Source organism: Glycomyces tarimensis, assembly GCF_054776215.1.
The window spans coordinates 246998-264641 of record NZ_BAAHCB010000002.1 but is presented as its reverse complement, the minus strand read 5'-3'; the positions used below and the strand labels follow the sequence as shown (position 1 = coordinate 264641).

Annotated in this window: 14 protein-coding genes and 1 tRNA gene; 8 read left to right on the top strand and 7 right to left on the bottom strand. The window is 68.8% G+C overall.

The window, feature by feature from the left end:
- Positions 1-14: 14 nt before the first annotated feature.
- From leuA to ACYVK3_RS03310, 3 genes are all read right to left on the bottom strand, one after another.
- Complete coding sequence (gene leuA / locus ACYVK3_RS03320; protein ID WP_460495829.1) at positions 15-1721, bottom strand: 2-isopropylmalate synthase; 1707 nt, start codon at positions 1719-1721, stop codon at positions 15-17.
- A 178-nt stretch (positions 1722-1899) separates the two neighbouring features.
- Positions 1900-2478, bottom strand: a complete 579-nt coding sequence (locus ACYVK3_RS03315; RefSeq protein WP_460495828.1) for a nitroreductase family protein — start codon at positions 2476-2478, stop codon at positions 1900-1902.
- A 100-nt stretch (positions 2479-2578) separates the two neighbouring features.
- Positions 2579-3304, bottom strand: coding sequence for a hypothetical protein (locus tag ACYVK3_RS03310; RefSeq protein ID WP_460495827.1), 726 nt, complete (start codon positions 3302-3304; stop codon positions 2579-2581).
- 156 nt (positions 3305-3460) lie between these two features.
- Here ACYVK3_RS03310 and ACYVK3_RS03305 point away from each other — a divergent pair, with 156 nt between their 5' ends.
- Positions 3461-4726: an aspartate kinase gene (locus tag ACYVK3_RS03305; protein ID WP_460495826.1), complete on the top strand. Its 1266-nt coding sequence runs from the start codon at positions 3461-3463 to the stop codon at positions 4724-4726.
- Between the two features lie 2 nt (positions 4727-4728).
- A complete protein-coding gene (locus tag ACYVK3_RS03300; RefSeq protein WP_460495825.1) occupies positions 4729-5793 on the top strand; it encodes an aspartate-semialdehyde dehydrogenase in 1065 nt (354 codons plus the stop codon).
- Positions 5794-5858: 65 nt separating this feature from the next.
- On the opposite strand, the gene ACYVK3_RS03295 is transcribed toward ACYVK3_RS03300, so the two are convergent.
- Positions 5859-6650 (bottom strand): ABC transporter permease subunit, encoded by a 792-nt coding sequence (locus ACYVK3_RS03295; protein WP_460495824.1) that lies wholly within the window; start codon positions 6648-6650, stop codon positions 5859-5861.
- Positions 6643-7584 (bottom strand): ABC transporter ATP-binding protein, encoded by a 942-nt coding sequence (locus ACYVK3_RS03290; RefSeq protein ID WP_460495823.1) that lies wholly within the window; start codon positions 7582-7584, stop codon positions 6643-6645. Before ACYVK3_RS03290 ends, ACYVK3_RS03295 begins: the two co-directional genes overlap by 8 nt.
- A 242-nt stretch (positions 7585-7826) precedes the next feature.
- Between ACYVK3_RS03290 and cysS the strand changes: the two genes are divergently transcribed.
- From cysS to ACYVK3_RS03265, 5 genes are all read left to right on the top strand, one after another.
- Positions 7827-9227, top strand: coding sequence for a cysteine--tRNA ligase (cysS, locus tag ACYVK3_RS03285; protein WP_460495822.1), 1401 nt, complete (start codon positions 7827-7829; stop codon positions 9225-9227).
- A gap of 21 nt (positions 9228-9248) precedes the next feature.
- Entirely contained in the window at positions 9249-10253 is a 1005-nt protein-coding gene (gene rlmB, locus ACYVK3_RS03280) for a TrmH family RNA methyltransferase (protein WP_460495821.1), read from the top strand.
- A gap of 63 nt (positions 10254-10316) precedes the next feature.
- Positions 10317-12890 (top strand): Hsp70 family protein, encoded by a 2574-nt coding sequence (locus ACYVK3_RS03275; protein WP_460495820.1) that lies wholly within the window; start codon positions 10317-10319, stop codon positions 12888-12890.
- 216 nt (positions 12891-13106) lie between these two features.
- Positions 13107-14663: a pectate lyase family protein gene (locus ACYVK3_RS03270; RefSeq protein ID WP_460495819.1), complete on the top strand. Its 1557-nt coding sequence runs from the start codon at positions 13107-13109 to the stop codon at positions 14661-14663.
- Between the two features lie 174 nt (positions 14664-14837).
- Positions 14838-14914: transfer RNA gene (locus ACYVK3_RS03265), tRNA-Thr, on the top strand.
- A gap of 121 nt (positions 14915-15035) precedes the next feature.
- On the opposite strand, the gene ACYVK3_RS03260 is transcribed toward ACYVK3_RS03265, so the two are convergent.
- Positions 15036-15557 carry an HD domain-containing protein gene (locus ACYVK3_RS03260; protein WP_460495928.1) on the bottom strand — a complete coding sequence of 174 codons (522 nt, stop codon included), beginning with the start codon at positions 15555-15557 and terminating at the stop codon, positions 15036-15038.
- A 38-nt stretch (positions 15558-15595) separates the two neighbouring features.
- Positions 15596-16717: a transcriptional regulator gene (locus ACYVK3_RS03255; RefSeq protein ID WP_460495818.1), complete on the bottom strand. Its 1122-nt coding sequence runs from the start codon at positions 16715-16717 to the stop codon at positions 15596-15598.
- A gap of 221 nt (positions 16718-16938) precedes the next feature.
- Here ACYVK3_RS03255 and ACYVK3_RS03250 point away from each other — a divergent pair, with 221 nt between their 5' ends.
- A complete protein-coding gene (locus ACYVK3_RS03250) occupies positions 16939-17256 on the top strand; it encodes a hypothetical protein (RefSeq protein ID WP_460495817.1) in 318 nt (105 codons plus the stop codon).
- Positions 17257-17644 lie beyond the last annotated feature (388 nt).

Here is a 17644-nt window from a genome sequence, read left to right as displayed (position 1 = left end):
CCCTTCGCTGCAGGTCAGGCGCGGTTGTAGGCGCTGGCCACCGCCCGCATCGTCGCCAGGACGATGTTCGGGTGGACGCCGGCGCCCCAGACCGTCTTGCCGTCGATCACGCACTCCACGTACGACGCGGCCTGCGCGTGCTGGCCGGCCGACAGGGCGTGCTCGGCGTAGTCGAGCACCTCGATCTGGACGCCGACCGTCGCCAGGGCGTCGGTGAACGCCGACAGTGGTCCGTTGCCGGTGCCGCTGACCTTCTGCTCGACGCCGTCGAAGGTGATCTCGGCGTCCAGGGTGAGCGTCTCGTCGGCGTACGAGGTGGTGTGGTCGTCGACGACCAGGCGGCGGCGCGGCTGGTAGTCCGGGTGGTACTCGCGGCGGAAGATGTCGTGGATCTCCTTGGTGGACACCTCTTTGCCAGAGGCGTCGGTGTGCCGCTGGATCGCCTGGCTGAACTCGATCTGCATGCGCCGCGGCAGGTCGAAGCCGTATTCCGAGTGCATGACGTAGGCGACCCCGCCCTTGCCGGACTGGGAGTTGACGCGGATGACCGCCTCGTAGCTGCGCCCGACGTCCTTGGGGTCGATCGGCAGGTACGGCACGCCCCACGTGAAGTCGTCCACCGCGACTCCCGCGTTCTCGGCGTCCTTCGCCAGGTACGCGAAGCCCTTCTTGATCGCGTCCTGGTGCGAGCCGGAGAACGCCGTGTACACCAGGTCGCCGGCGTAGGGGTGTCGCTCGTGGACGGGCAGCTGGTTGCAGTACTCGACGGCGCGTTTGATCTCGTCGATGTTCGAGAAGTCGATCTTCGGGTCCACGCCCTGGCTGAACAGGTTCAGGCCGAGCGTCACCAGGCACACGTTGCCGGTGCGCTCGCCGTTGCCGAACAGGCAGCCCTCGACGCGGTCGGCGCCGGCCTGGAGGGCCAGCTCGGCGGCGGCCACGCCGGTGCCGCGGTCGTTGTGCGGGTGCACCGACAGCACGATCGAGGAGCGGTTCGGCAGCTTGCGGTGCATCCACTCGATCGAGTCGGCGTACACGTTCGGCGTCGCCATCTCGACGGTGGCCGGCAGGTTGACGATGAGCGGCCAGTCGGGGGTGGGCCGGATGATCTCGGCGACCTTCGAGCACACCTCCAGGGCGTACTCGAGCTCGGTGCCGGTGTAGGACTCGGGGGAGTACTCGTAGCGGATCGCCGTGTCGGGGGTGATGGCCTCGGCGTACTTCATGCACAGCCGCGCGCCCTGCGTGGCGATGTCGGTGATGCCGTCCTTGTCGAGGCCGAACACGACGCGCCGCTGCAGCACCGAAGTGGAGTTGTAGAAGTGGACGATGGCCTGCTTCGCGCCGCGCAGGCTCTCGAAGGTCCGCTCGATCAGGTGCTCGCGGCACTGGGTCAGGACCTGGATGGTGACGTCGTCGGGGATGAGATCCTGTTCGATCAGGAGCCGCACGAAGTCGAAGTCGTTCTGGGAGGCCGAGGGGAACCCCACTTCGATCTCCTTGTAGCCCATGTCGACCAGCAGCTGGAACATGGCCTTCTTGCGGTCGGGCGTCATCGGGTCGATGAGGGCCTGGTTGCCGTCGCGCAGGTCGACGGCGCACCATACCGGCGCGGTGTCGGTGACCTTGTCGGGCCAGGCGCGGTCGGGCAGGTCGACGGTGAACTGCTCGCGGTAGGGCCGGTATCGCTGGACGCGGTCGGCGAACGATGGGGAAGTCAACGGTTGCTCCTTGAGTCGCGGTTGTCATTGCCAGCCGGCATGCGAGCACCCGCGGCGAGGGAGCCGACCTAGTGGGCCCCGCCGCGGCAGCTAAGGAGCATCGTGTACCGCATGATTGCCGTCGAGCTTACACCCGGCGTGCACGGCGGTCGATGTGATGTCTGGATGCTGAGACGCATCAGGCGCCGATGAGGAGCTCGTCCAAGCCCAGGCGGCGCCGGGGGCTGCGGTCGGGGCCCGCGACCGATTCGGCGAGCAGGCCGGGGTCGCCGGCCACGCCTATCGCGGCGACCGACGTCGGCTTGTACGCGTCCGGCAGCTCGAATTCGGCGGCGATCGCCTCGCCGTCGAAGCCGCCCATCTGCCGCACCGTCAGGCCCTCGGCGGCGGCCTGGAACGTCAGGTGCGCCATCGACTGGCCCAGATCGTACGCGGCGTGCGGCAGCGGGCCCTTCTCGTTCGCTTCGACGCGGACGGCCACCAGCAGCGCCGAGGCGTGCTGCGCCCACTCGGCGTTGCCTTCGTTGAGGCAGTCGAGCACCCGCTTGAACTCGGGGTCGTCCCGCTTGGCGAGGATGAACCGCCACGGCTGCGTGTTCCCCGCCGACGGCGCCCACCGGGCCGCCTCGAGGAGGGAGGCCACCTGCTCGTCGGCCAGGTCCACGCCCGCTTCGAAGGCGCGGGTCGACTGGCGGCTCGCCAGCAGCGGATGGATCGGCACGGACGTCTGGGCGTGCCGGTCGGTCGGTCCGTTCATGCGCTATCACCCGTAATGGTGTGTTCGGCTTCGGTGGCCGGTCGGCCAACCTTCATGTTGCCACGGCCCGGCCCGATTTCGGGTGCGCGTGTCGTCTTCCTTACTCATCGTCCGAGCCGTCGGGCGACGGACTCGGCGTCACCGAGGGGCTCGGCGAGGTCGACGCGCCGGGCGAGGGCGTCTCCTCGGGCGGCTCCGGCGCCTTGCGGCCCACCGGCTCCGCATCGGCGACCTCCCCGGGCAGCTCCACGGTCGCCACCGCCGGCTCCGGGTCGCCGAGCAGTGTCAGCGACCCGACATCGCCGATCGTCACCGACAGGATCGTCCCGGAACCGTCCAGGCACCACTCGCCGGCCGGGATCGGCGCCTGCACCACCACCGTGTTCCGCGTCAGCGTGAAGCAGTCGCCCTCCTGCGACACCGCGAACGGCAGGTGCCGGTCCAGCAGCTGCGGCAGCCATTCGACGAACGGCCGCTGCACCTCGGGGTCGAACTCCGAGGGGATCTGGCCGGTGATTCCCGCGAGCTTCACGCACTGCTCGTCGGCGCACTGGAAGAACCCGCCGGTCGTCCACGCCACCGACACGTCCACGGCCCCGCCGTGGCCCCAGCCGGGCACGTCCACCCGCCACGTCCCGTCCTCGGCCGCCCACACCGTCACCACCGTCCCGTCCGAGCGCTCGTACTCGGCCGTGAACGCCTCGTCCAGCGCCTTCGAGACCCGCCCGATGAGCGTCGCGTGCGCGCTCACCGGGCGCGGCGCCGGCGCCGGTTCATCGACGACCGTCGCCGTCCCACAGCCCGCCAACAGCGTGATCGAGGCCACTGTGATGCCTGTCCTAATCCTTGCCACAGCGCGATTGTGGGCCCCGCGAAGCGGATCGACCTGGCGCCACGCCGCAGCCCGCGGCTAAGGTGATGTGGCTGCCCGCGAACTGGGCAGCACGACAGCACCCGAGACAACAGACGTGAGGTGAATCCCGTGGCGCTGGTCGTGCAGAAGTACGGCGGATCATCGGTCGAGAATGCCGAACGCGTGAAGCGCGTGGCGAAACGAATAGTCGACACCCGAAAGCGGGGTGACGACGTCGTCGTGGTCGTATCGGCCATGGGCGACACGACCGATGAGCTGATGGACCTGGCGGCTCAGGTCTCGCCCCTGCCCGAGCCGCGCGAGCTCGACATGCTGCTGACCGCCGGAGAGCGGATATCCATGTCGCTGCTGGCCATGGCCATCAACAACCTCGGCTTCCAGGCCAGGTCGTTCACGGGGTCCCAGGCGGGGATGCTCACCACCGCCTCCCACGGCGAGGCCCGCATCATCGATGTCACGCCAGGCCGCATCCGCTCCTCGCTCGACGAGGGCTACATCACCATCGTGGCCGGGTTCCAGGGCGTCAGCCAGGACACCAAGGACATCACCACGCTCGGGCGCGGCGGCTCGGACACCACCGCGGTCGCGCTGGCCGCCGCCCTGGGCGCCGACGTGTGCGAGATCTACTCCGACGTCGACGGCGTCTACTCGGCCGACCCGCGGATCGTCCCCAACGCGAAGCGCTTGGAGACGATCACGTTCGAAGAGATGCTGGAGATGGCCGCCTCCGGCGCCAAGATCCTGCATCTGCGCAGCGTGGAATACGCCCGCCGCTACGGCATCCCGCTGCATGTCCGCTCGTCGTACTCGACCAAGACCGGCACGATCGTGTCGGGTTACATGGAGGAGCTGCCCGTGGAGCAAGCACTCATCAGCGGCGTCGCGCACGACCGCTCCGAAGCCAAGATCACCGTCACGCGCGTGCCCGACAAGCCGGGCGCCGCCGCCTCGATCTTCCAGATCATCGCCGACGCCGAGATCGACATCGACATGATCGTCCAGAACGTGTCGACCACCGGCAACGGCCACACCGACATCTCGTTCACGCTCCCGAAGGACTCCGGCCGCAAGGCCACCGAGGCGCTCAAGAAGCACCAGGACGTCGTCGGGTTCGACAAGCTCATCTACGACGAGAACATCGGCAAGATCTCCCTGGTCGGCGCCGGGATGCGCTCGCACCCGGGCGTGACCGCGAACTTCTGCCAGGCACTGGCCGACGCCGGAGTGAACATCGAGATCATCTCCACCTCCGAGATCCGCATCTCGGTGGTCTGCCGCGACACCGAGCTCGACGACGCCGTCCGCGCCGTCCACGACAAGTTCGAGCTCGGCGGCCACGAAGAGGCCGTCGTCTACGCCGGGACGGGGCGATAGCCATGACACGCAAACTCAACGTCGCCATCGTCGGCGCCACCGGCGTCGTCGGCGGCATCATGCGCCGCCTCATCGCCGCCGAACGCGACAACTGGGGTGAGATCCGCCTCATCGCCTCCGCCCGCAGCGCCGGCAAGGTCCTGCCCGTCGGCGACGAGCAGATCACCGTCCAGGCCATCGGCGAGGACGCCTTCGACGGCATCGACATCGCCCACTTCGACCTGCCCGACGAGGTCAGCGCCGAATGGGTGCCCGTCGCCGCCGCCAAGGGCGCCGTCGTTATCGACAAGTCCGCGCACTTCCGCATGGACCCGGACGTGCCGCTGGTGTGCCGCGAGGCCAACCCCGAGGCCGTCCGCGACCGCCCCAAGGGCATCATCGCCAACGCCAACTGCACCACGCTCGCGCTCATCCCGACGCTCGCCGCGCTCGACAAGGCCTTCGGCCTCGTCTCGATGTCCGTCGCGTCCTACCAGGCCGCCTCCGGCTCCGGCAAGGAAGGCCTCGAAGCCCTCTACGACCAGATCGCCAAGACCGCCGGCGTCGACCGCATCGGCACCGAGACCGGCGACGTCCGCGCCGTCCTCGGCGAGGACTTCAACGCGCCGTTCGGCGCGCCGCTCGCGCTCAACGTCGTCCCCAAGGTCGGCGGCTGGAGGGACGGCGGCTGGACCTCCGAGGAGCTCAAGGTGCGAGGCGAGTCCCGCAAGATCCTCGGCCTGCCCGAGCTCAAGGTCGCCTCCACATGCGTGCGCGTCCCCGTCGCGGTCGGCCACTCCCAGGCCGTCCACGCCACCTTCGAACGCGACGTCACCGTCGAGGCGGCCCACCGGGTCCTCGAGGCCGCCGACGGCGTCGACCTCGTCGACGACCCTGCCAACTCGGTCTACCCGACGCCCATCGACGGCGTCGGCAAGCCCGGCACCCAGGTCGGGCGCGTCCGCCAGTCCATCGACTTCCCGAACTCGCTCGAGTTCTTCGTCGTCGGCGACAACCTCATGAAGGGCGCCGCGCTCAACTCCATCGAGACCGCCGACCTCGTCCGGCGCGAACTCGAAGGGCGGTAGCAAGCCGAAGAGCCGCGGCCCCCGGGGGGTGTTTCCCGGGGGCCGCGGCCGTATCAAGCGTCGCCTCAGGCGTCGCGCTTCTTGAACAGGGCCCAAGCCGCACCGATGATGACCGCCGCGAACACGGCGAACACGGCGCCGCCGCCCCAGCGGCCGAACAGGTCGAAGTCCGGCCCGCCCTCGCCCATGCCCATGTCCGCCGGTCCGATCGTCATGAGCTGCGCACCGGCGCTGAACGGCAGGAACTTCACCACCGGGACCAGCCAGTCCAAGGCCGGGATCATGGCCATACCGAAGATCACCGATTCGATGATCAAGGGCATCAGGAAGATCACGACCAGGGCCGAGGGCACACCGCGGAACAGCAGGCCCAGCCCGAGGCCGACCATCGCGTAGATCAGCGTGTACACCAGGTACCCGAACAGCGCGTCGCTGAGCGGACTCTCGAACAGCCCCGGCACCTCGCCCCAGAAGAGCAGCACCACGCCGGTGTTGATCAGCATCGACACGACGGTGACCACGATGGTGGTGGCGGCGACCACGATGATTTTCGCGGCGATGAGCCGCGAGCGCTGCGGCAGGGCCGTCAGCGTCGGCTGGATCGTCCCGTGCCGGTACTCGTGGCCGGTGGCGAAGATCCCGACGATGGCCAGGAAGACCGCCAGGAACGGGATGCCGAACGCGGCCCCGCCGTTGACGGCGACGGACAGGATCTCGGGGTCCAGCGGCTCATTGCGGGCCGCGAAGCCGAGGATCACGGCGATCCCCGCCGCGCACAGCAGGCCGATGCCGATGAGCCAGTAAGTCGAACGCAGCGTCGTCAGCCGCGTCCATTCGTATCGCAGAGCATCAAGCACGATCGGCCCCTTCCGGCTTCACGGTGGCGACCGGCTCGGTCGCGACGAACTCCTCGGCCGAGCCGGTGGCGGACATGAACGCCTCTTCGAGGGAGGCCCGCTGGCTCGACAGCTCGGCCAGTTCGATCCCCTCGGTGAACGCCAGATGCCCCACCGCGCCGATCTCCATGCCGGTGACGACCAGTTCGCCGTCGCCGCCCTTGACGACGGTCGCGCCCGCGACTTCGAGGCGCTCGGCGAACTCGGTCGCCGACGGGCTGCGGACGATCACGGTCGAGGCGGTGAACTCGCGCACGAACTCGTCGACGTCGCCGTTGAAGATCATGTGGCCCCGGCCGATGACGACCAGTTCGTCCGCCATCAGTTGCATCTCCGAGAGCAGGTGGCTGGAGACGAAGATCGTGCGGCCCTGCGAGGCCAGGTGCTTGAGCATGTCGCGCATCCAGTGGATGCCGTGCGGGTCGAGGCCGTTCGTCGGCTCGTCCAGCAGCAGGATCCCAGGGTCGCCCAGCAGCGCCTGCGCCAGGCCCAGGCGCTGGGCCATGCCCAGCGAGTAGCCCTTCGGCTTCTTGCGCTTCACCGCCTCCAGGCCGACCAGCTCCATGACCTCGTCGATCCTCGAGGCCGAGACGCCGTTGGCGCTGGCGAGCATCTTCAGGTGGTTCCGAGCGTTGCGGGTGGGGTGGAAGGGTTTCGCCTCGAGCAGTGCGCCGACCTTGTTCATCGGCCTGCGGATCGAGGTGAAGGGCTCGCCGTCGAACAGCGTCTCGCCTCCACCGTGGTCGAGGCCGAGCATCAGTCGCATGGTCGTGGACTTGCCGGAGCCGTTGGGGCCCAGGAAGCCAGTGACCACGCCGGGGCGGACTTCGAACGACAAGTCGTTCACCGCCACGGTATTCCTGTACTGCTTGTACAGGCCACTTGCGGTAATCATCGTGCTCCTATTCCGGTGTGGTCGGGACCGCCACACCACCACAGCGTAGGTCCTCGCAAGCTCCGGCTGCGTCCCCTCGCGGACCGGTTCCCGGCTCCTCCTGAAGTAGGAGACGGCTCGCCGCGTAGTACCCGCGTATGACCGCCCACGCCGCTCAACGCCCGCAGGCGCACCGCCTGACACGCTGCGGGGCCCGGCCCGGGCACCGCCGCCCGGGACGGGCCGACCGTTAAACTTGCCGGGTGAGCCTGCGACTGTACGACACCGGCACCCGATCCGTCCGCGACTTCCGGCCCCGGAAGAGCGGGGAGGTCGGCGTGTACCTGTGCGGCCTCACCGTCCAAGGGCCGCCGCACATCGGCCACCTCCGGTCCGGCGTCGCCTACGACGTCCTCATCCGCTGGCTGCGCCGCAGCGGCTACCGGGTCACTTACGTGCGCAACATCACCGACATCGACGACAAGATCCTCGTCCGCGGGCAGGAGCAGGGCCGGCCCTGGTGGGCCATCGCCTACGAGAACGAACGCAAGCTCGCCGCCGGCTACGCCGCCCTCGGCGTCGAAGCCCCGACCTACGAGCCGCGCGCCACCGGCCACATCACGCAGATGATCGACCTCATCACCGAGCTCATCGCCCGCGGCCACGCCTACGCCACCGACGCCGGCGACGTCTGGTTCTCCGTCTCCTCCTGGCCCGACTACGGCGAGCTCTCCCACCGCCGCCCCGACGACATGCTCTCCAGCCCCGACGCCGGCGACAAGCGCGACCCCCGCGACTTCGGCCTGTGGAAGGCCCACAAGGCGGGCGAGCCGCTCGACGCCGCCTGGACCTCCCCGTGGGGGCCCGGCCGCCCCGGCTGGCACATCGAATGCTCCGCCATGTCCCGCCGCTACCTCGGCGACGAGTTCGACATCCACGGCGGCGGCACCGACATCATGTTCCCCCACCACGAGAACGAACTCGCCCAATCCAGGGGCGCCGGCCTCGGCTTCGCCGCATACTGGGTCCACAACGGCATGCTCAACCTCTCCGGCAGCAAGATGAGCAAGTCCATGGGCAACGTGCTCAGCGTCGAGGCCCTCGGCGAGAAGGGCTACCGGCCCGTCGACATCCGCTACTACCTCACCACCGCGCAATACCGCTCCCCGCTCGACTTCTCCGAGGCCGCCCTCGGTGAAGCCCAGTCCGCGTGGGACCGCCTGTCGAACTTCGCCCACCGCGCCGTCGAGCAGCTCGGCGCCGAATCGACCATCGGCGGCGCCCTCACCGACGCGTTCGGCGCCGCCATGGACGACGACCTCAACACGCCGGCCGCCATCGCCGCCGTCCACGACACCGCCCGCGAGGGCAACACCGCCCTCGACGCCGGCGACGACGCCGCCGCGGCCGACGCCGCCCGCTCGGTCCGAGCTATGCTCGATCAGCTCGGCCTCGATCCGCTCGACCCGCACTGGGACGAGCCCGCCGACGCCGAATTGACCGGCGTAATCGACTCGCTGGTCGCGATCGCGCTCGAACAGCGAGCCGAGGCGCGCAGCCGCAAGGACTACGCCGCCGCCGATCGCATCCGCGACGAACTGGCCCGCGCTGGCGTGACTGTGAAAGACACCCCTCGTGGTCCCGTCTGGACCGTTCATCGATAACCGCACGGGGGAAGAACGCACGTGAGCAGCAGCAAGGGCGGCCACCCGAACCGCCGCAAGACCTCGAAGGCCGGCCCTGCCAAGGGCTCCGGAGGCCAGAAGAAGGGCCTGGCCGGGAAGGGCCGCACCCTCAAGGCCGAGGACCGCCCCTGGCACAAGTCCTACGAGGGCGAGGACAAGCCGAAGAAGACCCAGTGGAAGCAGTCCAAGGAGCGCGCCAAGGCCGCCGCCGAGGGCCGCACCACCAACATCGGCAAGCCCAAGCCGAAGCGCGAGCGGCACAGCGACGAGCCCGAGATGATCCTCGGCCGCAACCCCGTCGTGGAGGCCCTGCGCGCGAAGGTGCCCGCCACGGCCCTGTACGTCGCGTTCGGCACCGAGATCGACGACCGCGTCGCCGAGTCCGTCCGGATCGCGAACAACCGCGACCTGCCGGTCAAGGAACTCGCCCGCCGCGACCTGGACCGTCGCACCAACAACGCGATGCACCAGGGCATCGGCCTGGAGATCGAACCGTTCGAGTACGCCGACTTCGACGAGCTGCTCCAGACCGCGAAGACCAGCGGCACCGCGCCGCTCCTGGTCGCCCTCGACGGTGTCACCGACCCGCGCAACCTCGGGGCGATCATCCGCTCCACCGCCGCCTTCGGCGGCCACGGACTCGTCATCCCGTCCCGGCGCGCCGCCTCGGTCACCGCCGTGGCCTGGCGGACCTCGGCCGGCGCCGCCGCGCGCCTGCCCGTCTCCAAGGTCGTCAACCTCGCCCGCACCGTCAAGACCTGTCAGGAAGCCGGGTACATGACGGTCGCGCTCGACGCCGGCGGCGACGCCGACGTGTTCGACCTGCCCGTGGCGAACGACCCGCTGCTCATCGTCGTCGGCGACGAGGGCAAGGGCGTCTCGCGGCTCGTCTCCGAGACCTGCGACTACCGCGTCGGCATCCCGATCGCTTCCGAGGTCGAATCGCTCAACGCCTCCGTCGCCGCCTCGATCGCGCTTGCCGAGGTCCAGCGTCAGCGCCGCTAGACGCGACTGCCTAGTCTAGAACCCACCCGCCCCGCAAGCCACGTCCCTCGGAGCTGCAACCACATGCCGGCTGATTACCTCCTCAGCGTCGACCTCGGTACCTCGCACACGGTCGCCGTCGTGGTCTGGCCCGACGGCCGCACCCGTCCGCTGCTGTTCGACGGCTCGCCGGTCATGCCCTCGGCCGTGTTCCTGGACGAGGCCGGGACCATCCACGTGGGGCGGGACGCGGAGCGGCTCGGCCCCACCGCGCCCGAACGGTTCGAGCCCAACCCGAAGCAGCGGATCTCGGACGGCACGATCCTCCTCGGCGATCGCGAGATCCAGGTGACGGCCGCGTTCTCGGCGATCCTCACCCGCGTCGCCCAGCAGTGCGTCGAGGCGATCGGCGGGCTCCCGCGCACCGTGCTCACCTGCCCGGCGGCGTGGGGCGAGCAGCGGCGCGCCGCCCTGCACGACGCCGCGGCCAAGGCCGGCTACCCGCCCGTGCAGATCGTCACCGAGCCGGTGGCCGCCGCGCACTACTACACGAACCGCCTGGCCAACCCGATGAACCCCGGGCAGGCCCTCGCCGTGTTCGACTTCGGCGGCGGCACCCTCGACATCGCCGTCGTCGAGCGCCGAAGCGACGGCTCCTTCGGGGTCGTCGCCGACGGCGGCCTTCCCGACCTCGGCGGCCTCGACTTCGACGCCGCGCTCGTCGCCCACATCGGCACCACCGTCAAGCAGCGCGATCCGGACCTGTGGAAGCGGCTCGAGCATCCCTCCACCGCCTCGGAGCTGCGCGACCGCAGGGCCCTGTGGAACGATGTGCGCGGCGCCAAGGAGATGCTCTCGCGCTCCTCGGTCGCCCCCGTGGCCGTCCCCGGCATGGAGCAGGCCCTGCACCTGACCCGCGGCGAGCTCGACCAGCTCGCCCGCCCGCTCCTGTCGCGCGCGGTCGGCGAGACGCAGCGCGTCCTCGGCCTCACCGGCCGGCGCAGCGAGGAGCTCGCCGGACTCTTCCTCGTCGGCGGCTCCAGCCGCATGCCCCTGGTCGCCAAGGTCCTCCACGAGCAGCTCGGGATCGCCCCGACCGCGCTCGAACAGCCCGAGCTGCCCGTCTCGGAGGGCGCCGCCGTCGCCGTGAGCGGCCCGGCGCCGGTCACCCCGCCGGTGATGTCGCCGCCGGCCGCGCAGTCCCCGGCCACGGTCACGCAACCCGGCAGCCTCCCGCCCCAGGCGAGCCCGCCCGACGCGACCTACCCGCTGCCGATGCCGGGCGCGCCCAAACCGGACCACGCCAAGCGCAACAAGCTCATCGCGATCGGTGCCGTCATCGCCGTGCTCGCCATCGCCGCGCCGCTGTTGTGGATGTACTTCACCAATCCCTACAAGCAGCGCGACTTCACCGAGCTGACCGAGGTCGGCGACACGATCCCGCTCGAAGCCGAGGGCAACGACGGGGTCTACCACGTGCGCGTCTTCGAGGAGACGGCCGTGTTCGTCTACACCGCCGCCAACAGCGACGTCGATTCGGGCGAGGAACTCCACGTGCGCGCCGTCGCCACCGAGACCGGCGAGGAGCTGTGGGACGGCGACACCGTCATCGAGGGCGCCGGGTGGACGGGGACCTTCTACCTCTCCGACGGCATCATCGCGTTCGCCCAGGAGGACTCCTACGTCGACGGTAGCGACGGCTACACCTGGTACTTCCTCGACGCGGAGACCGGCGAGACCCTCCGGGAGCGGAGCCTCCCCTCCGGGACGGCCGCCCGCGTCGACGACCGGCTCGTCTCCGCCTGGGAGGGCGGCAACAGCGTCACCGTATACGACAGCCGCGGCGAGGAGGAACGCTCCTGGGACCTGGGCGACGCCGAGGACGGCGTCACCATCGCGAACTGGGGCCTCGTCGGACCGGCCGATGACCTGGTCGAGCGGAGCCCCGAAGCCAACGGCGACGGCCGGATATGGGTGCTGACCAGTGATGACGTCGTTCACGTCCTCGACATGGACTCCGGCGAGGAGCTCGCCGCCGACAACGTCGAATCGGTCGACGACAGCTACTACGCCTTCAACGGCCGCCTGTACGTCACCAAGGCCGAGGACAACGGCTACTGGGTCAACGTCTACGACATCGAGACGCTCGAACCGATCGACTCCGAGCGGATCCGCGACGAAGGCGTCGAACCGGTCGGCATGGTGCGCTGCGGCGAGGAGCGCATCTGCGTCTGGGAGACCCACGGCGACGCGACCGACGTCTACAAGTTCAGCGTCTACGACGCCGCCGAAGGGGAGATCGTCCACAAGTTCGACGAGTTCGACTACGCGGGCGTCGAAGCGGTCGGCGACCGGCTCCTCGTCGAGTACTACGAGGGCAACGACGTCCGCACGCAGGTCGTCGACGCGGACTTCGACAATGTCGACGAGAGCAGGGACGAGACCTTCCAGGGGATCGACGGCGGCAGTGCCCTCGCCTTCCCCCAGGAGGCGTCCTACGGCCTGAGCACCGGCAAGGTCATCGGCCTCGGCGTGCGCGACGGCTCGCGCCACCTGCTCAATGACGCCTTCGAGGTCTATGCCTGCGGCGCCTCCGACGTCCACCTCGCCTGCTTCCTGGAAGGCGGCACGCAGCTCTACTCCTTCCGCGAGGTCTGACCGGGCCCGGAAACCGAGGCCGTCACCCTCGCGCGGCCCGAGCAAGCGATTGCGCCATAGCTTCCTTCTCGGTCGATGATCGCCTCACCGTGCGTGCTGGAGCGGTCGGAGGGCTCGAATTTCTCTGCAAACGGTTGCGCAGAAGCCTTGACTCCCAGAAAACCCTTTCCTTAGACTTATCGACATACATCGATAGCATTCCGAGGAGGCACACCGATGCGACGAAAGATCGCACTACGAGTCGGGACGGCACTGGCCACGGCGGCCGTGGTCGCCGCCGGCGTCGCCATGTCGATAACCCAGGCTTCGGCGCAGACCAGCGGCGCCACCGGGTACGCGACCCAGAACGGCGGGACCACCGGCGGCGCGGGCGGACAGACGGTCCGGGCCAACACGGGCACTGAGCTCCATGCGGCCCTGTGCAACCGCGCCAGCTCCAGCACGCCGATCATCATCGAGGTCTCGGGCACCATCAACCACGGCAACACCAGCAAGGTGTCCGGGGACAGCTGCGACACCGCCGACGACGTGATCGAGCTGAAGAACATCAGCAACATCACGATCCTCGGGGTCGGGAGCGGCGCCGTCTTCGACCAGATCGGCATCCACGTCCGCGACTCCAGCAACATCATCATCCAGAACGTGACCGTCCGGAACGTCAAGAAGTCGGGCTCGCCCACCTCCAACGGCGGCGACGCCATCGGCATGGAGAGCAACGTCCGCAACGTCTGGGTCGACCACGTCACCCTCGAGGCGTCGGGCGGGGAGAGCGATGGGTACGACGGGCTGTTCGACCTGAAGAACAACACCCAGTACGTGACCCTGTCCTACAGCATCCTGCGCGGCTCCGACCGCGGCGGACTCGTCGGGTCCGGCGACAGCGACACGGACAACAGCTTCGTCACGTACCACCACAACCTGTACCAGGACCTCAAGTCCCGTGCTCCGCTCCTCCGCGCCGGCACGGCCCACTCCTACAACAACCACTTCACGGGCATCCGGGACTCCGGCATCAACTCCCGGGTCGGCGCGAAGATCAAGGTGGACAACAACTACTTCGAGGACTCCAAGGATGTCCTGGGCACCTTCTACACCGACAAGGCCGGCTACTGGCAGGTCAGCGGCAACATCTTCGACAACGTGACCTGGTCCAGCCCGGGCGACGAGACCAATCCCGCCGGCCCGAACCCGCGGTCGACCACCACCGTCAACATCCCGTACTCCTACAACCTCGACGATGCCGGCTGCGTGCCGGACATCGTGCGACAGACGGCGGGTGCGGGCAAGGGCCTGCTGGTGTCGGACGGCAGCTGCTCCGCAGAGCCGCCGGACCCGACCGACCCGGACCCGACCGACCCCGACCCGACCGACCCGGACCCCACTGACCCCGACCCGACCGATCCTCCCGACGGCACCAACCTCAGCATCGGGGCCGGCGCCGACGGGTCGAGCAAGGCCAGCGGAACGAGCTACGGCAACGTGGTCGACGGCGACATGAGCACCTACTGGTCACCGAGCGGCCCGACCGGCCGCGTCTCGGTCAAGTGGGGCTCCGATGCCACGGTGTCCTCGATCAACATCCGCGAGGCGGCGGGCTCCGAAGGCAATATCGGATCCTGGCAGGTGGTCGACCACGACACCGGTGCGGTCCTGGCATCCGGCAGCGGGGCGGGCGTCATCACCTTCGCGCCGACCACGCTCCGCAAGATCAACTTCGTGATCACCGGCTCGAGCGGCACACCCCGAGTCGCCGAGTTCGAGACCTTCGCCTAGAAGGGGCGATGAAGCCTCCTGCCGCGTCCCGAGCTGCGGCAGGAGGCTTCGAGCCGTCCGGGGACGGCACCAGGAGTCATCCGGCCGTCGCAGCGGGTGATTCCGGTCGTTTTCGAGGGCCCGCCGCGAGTCGAGTACAATCGACGCGTCGCGAGGCGACGGCCGCGCTGACCAGCCGCTGTAGCATCAATTGGCAGAGCAACTGTCTTGTAAACAGTAGGTTGCGGGTTCGAATCCCGCCGGCGGCTCCACAACTCGATCTCACTGCAGGTCGCACAGCGACGGACACACGACAACGGCCCGGCATCGCCGGGCCGTTGCACATTCATTGCACACGAGATTGGAAGCTGCGGTACTTCGTCGTGTCCGCCGTCAGGTTCGGCGGGTCTGCTGCCAGGCCATCGGGTCGCCTTTCAGCACGTCCTCGGCGATGGCCTTAGCGCTGTCCGTTTTCAGCGCGGCGAGGCTGGAGTCGATCCATCCGGCCATCGTGTCCGCGCCGCCATGTTGATACTCGACTGCCTGCACCAGGCACTCCAACTTGTCTGCATCCTTGGCGCACTGGGCCTCTGCGGTCTCGCCGGCCTCGAACTCGGCGACGGCGTCCTGGATCGTCTGCGCTACCTCCGGCGGGCATTCGGCGACCTGGTCGGCGACGACGTCTTCCGCAGCGGCGGCCGTCAGATAACGCCGGCCGACGTGGGGGATGTCGCCGATGCGGGTCTCGGCGGTGTCGTGGAGTACGCACAGCATCGCTGTCCGGGTCGGGTCGGCGCCTTCCATGCTGGCGATGATCATGCCGGTGATCGCGGCCCGCCAGGAGTGCTCGGCAATCGACTCGGGGTCTCTGATGCCGGTGACCCACCATCCGGAGCGGCGGGCGCGTTTGAGCATGCCGGTCTCGAAGAGGTATCCCGCGACACTGAAGTCGGTCACTGCTGCTCCTCCGTGAGCTTGTGTCCCTGCATGGCCAGCGCGTAGCGAACCGAGCCTAGCTCACTGCGTGCCTGGGGTGAGAGTACGTTCGAGTCGAGCAGAACGGCCGATTGCTGCAGCAGGCGCGCTGTTGAGGTGGGGTCGTCGGCGGGCAGCCCAGGACGGACGCGGAGCAGCGCCCACAGCGAGTGCACGTTGAGGTCGACGCGACTGGTCGGCTCCAAACGGCTGGTCAAGTGCGCGTACAGGCGGGCGCCGCTCCAAGGCATCGCCGAGTCGATCATGAATCCGTCGCCCGGCTGCCGCCCCGACCATTCGCCGACCCAGTACGCCCAGTAGTTCAGGTTCGCGGTTTCGCACGGTTCGTCGCCGCTGGTCCGGGTGATGAAGTCGCCGAGCATGTCGGGCTCGCCGACGCGCGCGAGGGCGATCGCGAGCGAACGGGCATCAGCCCAGTACGGCGACCAGCCCGCACCGGCGCGGAGATGTGCCAGCGTCTTAGGGGACGGGCGAATCCATGCTGCCGCGCCGCTTGCAGGGGCAAGGCTGGAAAGGAAACAAGCTTGCCGGTGGAGTACTAGATGCTCCTCGCGGCCCGTGGTCCGCTCGGCCAGGTCGCGCAGGTTGTGGAAGAACGCCTCCGATTCGCCGGCGGAGAGCTCGGGCCGCTCGGCGACAGGGCCGCGGCGGCGGCCTGGCGGTGGGAGCGCCGCGCTCACCCGCGGCGCGATCCCGGCGATGGCCCACGTAAGCATTTCGGCCACATCGTGGTTCAGCACCGTCCAGCCCAGCGGATGGTGGCGCAGGTCTACTCGCGCCGGTGACTCATCGAGGATGGCAGCCAGGAGGATGTCTGCATCGACGGCGGCTGGAAGCGCAGCAATGAGCTCGGGGCGAGCCCCAAAGGCGAGTAGCCGCTGCTGGATCGCGATCGCGATGCCGTATCCAACGGAGGTGAACGGGCGTTTCCCCGACTCCCACGATTGGATCGTGGTGCGATCGGCTCCGATCGCCTCGGCGATTCGCTCCTGCGATTGGGGGATGGATTCGCGGGCCAACTTGAGCAGATATCCGGAGATGACCGCGCGTCTTGGGCGGCCGTCGGCGATTTTGGCCATCGCTTCTCCTCCCAACGCTTACTCGTGGTCAGCGTTTCTCGTCAAAGGCTGCCCTCTTGGGCTAGCCCACGACCAATAACGCGTACTGCCGGTCAGTGGGGTTGATCACTCTCAGATCGTAGCGTTGAGGGGGACAAGAGGCCACCACGTGCTGGCGGCTGAGACAGAAAGCGGTCCACAGGCTTAGGACCTGGGACCGCTCACCAGAGGTTGGAGCTCTGATGTCACCTACAAGCGTAGATCCCGCAGTCCCGCCAGGACAAGCGACCGAAGCCGACAAGGTGCTCGGCGAGTATCGTCCGCATTACGCCGTCCGCCTTACCCTCCACTCCGCCGGTCCTGGCGAAGCGGTGGTGAAGCGGCACCGAATAAACGCCCGCATCAAACCTGAGGAGATCGCCTGGGTGGCCCACGCGGGCGGAGTCGTCCACAAGATCACTTGGGACGACCACCACCAGAAGAAGCAATTCGACTGGATGGTCCTGGCCGAACACTGGATCAGGGCGAAAATCGGCGTGGACTGGGCTGATCAGGCATGACTGCCGCGCAGCAGGCCAAGAGAGTCATCGCCGCCTTCGCCTCGAAGGCGTGCTGTGGGAGATCTGGACCGACGAATTCGGAGCCGTCCACATCGACGAGGCCGAGCGCACTGCCCCGGAGGATTGACCCACTCCTGGCCGGGCTCACCATGACCGGCCGGGCCACGTCACCCGATCGTGTGCGTTGCAGCGCACCGCCGTCAGGTACCGCCTCCCAATAGTCCCAATAGCTCGGCGCTTCGGCGCTGGGAGCCCGGCCGCTGCGGTCCCATACCAATCGGCCGGGAATAGCCGGCGCCCTTGCACGTCTGCCGACCCTCTTTCCTGACAGGAGGCTAGGGCTTCGATCCCGCCGGCGGCTCCAACGGCGTTTTCACGGGCGCGGGGG